The organism is Ruegeria sp. AP12 (assembly GCF_056540025.1).
This window is the reverse complement of record NZ_JBQFVZ010000178.1, coordinates 1-787: the sequence shown is the minus strand read 5'-3', so window position 1 is coordinate 787 and position 787 is coordinate 1. Positions and strand designations below refer to the sequence as shown.

General features: G+C 61.4%; 2 protein-coding genes. Both read right to left on the bottom strand.

The window, feature by feature from the left end; translation table 11 throughout:
• Positions 1–64: 64 nt before the first annotated feature.
• Positions 65–430 carry a glycine cleavage system protein GcvH gene (gene gcvH / locus ACR0E6_RS22100; RefSeq protein ID WP_480587397.1) on the bottom strand — a complete coding sequence of 122 codons (366 nt, stop codon included), beginning with the start codon at positions 428–430 and terminating at the stop codon, positions 65–67.
• A gap of 18 nt (positions 431–448) precedes the next feature.
• Positions 449–787 (bottom strand): glycine cleavage T C-terminal barrel domain-containing protein (locus tag ACR0E6_RS22095; protein ID WP_480587394.1); only part of this gene is annotated, 339 nt, incomplete at its 5' end.

The window sequence follows — 787 nt, the reverse complement described above, 5'->3', positions numbered from 1 at the left end:
GCCTCCGGCGGGGATATTTTTAGCCAGATGAAGGGCGGATCCGTGCTGAGACCCGCCGCAGGTGTCAGCCGATGAAGTCCTTGTAGCCGGCCTCATCCATCAGATCTTCGAGCTGCGAGGCGTCGGTGATTTTGATCTTGTAGATCCATGCTTCACCTTCGGGATCTTCGTTCAGCGCGCCGGGGTTGTCGGCCAGCGCTTCGTTCACCTCGATGATCTCGCCAACAACCGGAGCATAGATTTCCGAGGCCGCCTTGACGGATTCGATCACACCGATCTCGCCATCCTTGGCGAATTCGTCCCCGACTTCCTGCTGCTCTACAAAGACCACATCGCCCAGTTGTTCGGCCGCATGTTTGGTGATGCCCAGCGTGGCAGTGTCGCCGTCAACGTCGATCCACTCGTGCTCTTCGGAATAATAGGTTGCCATCTTGTCTCTCTCCTGACTTCAACGCTTGTAATTCTGGGTGACGAAGGGCAGCGCCACGATCTCGGCCGGTTGCGGCTTGCCCCGAATGATCAGATTGACCGTCTCGCCCGGCTCACCATGGCCTGCGGACACATAGCCCATCGCAACGGGGCCACCGACCGTCGGGCCAAACCCGCCCGAGGTGATCTGGCCAATGGTGTTGCCTTCCGTGCACTGGATCTCAACGCCCTGACGCGCAGGCGCGCGGCCCTCGGGCTTGATGCCCACCAGCTTGCGGGATGCGCCCTCGGCCAGTTCTCTCTGGATGCGCTCGGCCCCCGGGAACCCGCCCTCTTCCTTGCGGCGCTTCTGGATCGC

What these genes read in the sequence shown, in the direction of transcription:
- gcvH (WP_480587397.1), bottom strand. Translation starts at nt 430, where the DNA reads ATGGCAACCTATTATTCCGAAGAGCACGAGTGGATCGACGTTGACGGC.